General features: G+C 31.5%; 1 pseudogene. It reads left to right on the plus strand.

Annotated elements, in window-relative coordinates:
* Positions 1–273: 273 nt before the first annotated feature.
* A pseudogene (locus ACLUXO_RS10290) lies at positions 274–368 on the plus strand (Rgg/GadR/MutR family transcriptional regulator); the annotation flags it as partial.

A 368-nucleotide genomic window follows, 5' to 3' on the forward strand; every position in this document is an offset into this window, starting at 1 on the left:
GAGTTTTCAAATTCGACTTTATTTACTTCAGAGAGTAATTCATTACTTTTCATACAGTGTGTTCCTTTTCCATTACAAACCTTGACCATTTACAACGGCTTCTTTAACAACTGATATTCAGAACCCTACCCGTTTACAATAATGATCACGCCTACCAAAGAATATAATAGTAAAAAAAGATTTAAAGTTTTTTCCATTTTTTCCTCCTTTTGTTTCAATATTGTACAATGGATCAAAGCTAGTCATTATTTTGTTGTGAAAGTGGGAAATCCAATGAAATCAACTTTAGGAAAAACACTTAGAAAAATTCGTATTGGAAAGCAAGTCAGCATTTGTTCACTAGCTGATGAAACCTTATCCAAATCACA

Source organism: Lactobacillus delbrueckii subsp. bulgaricus, from assembly GCF_046938665.1.
Lineage (GTDB): Bacteria > Bacillota > Bacilli > Lactobacillales > Lactobacillaceae > Lactobacillus > Lactobacillus delbrueckii_C.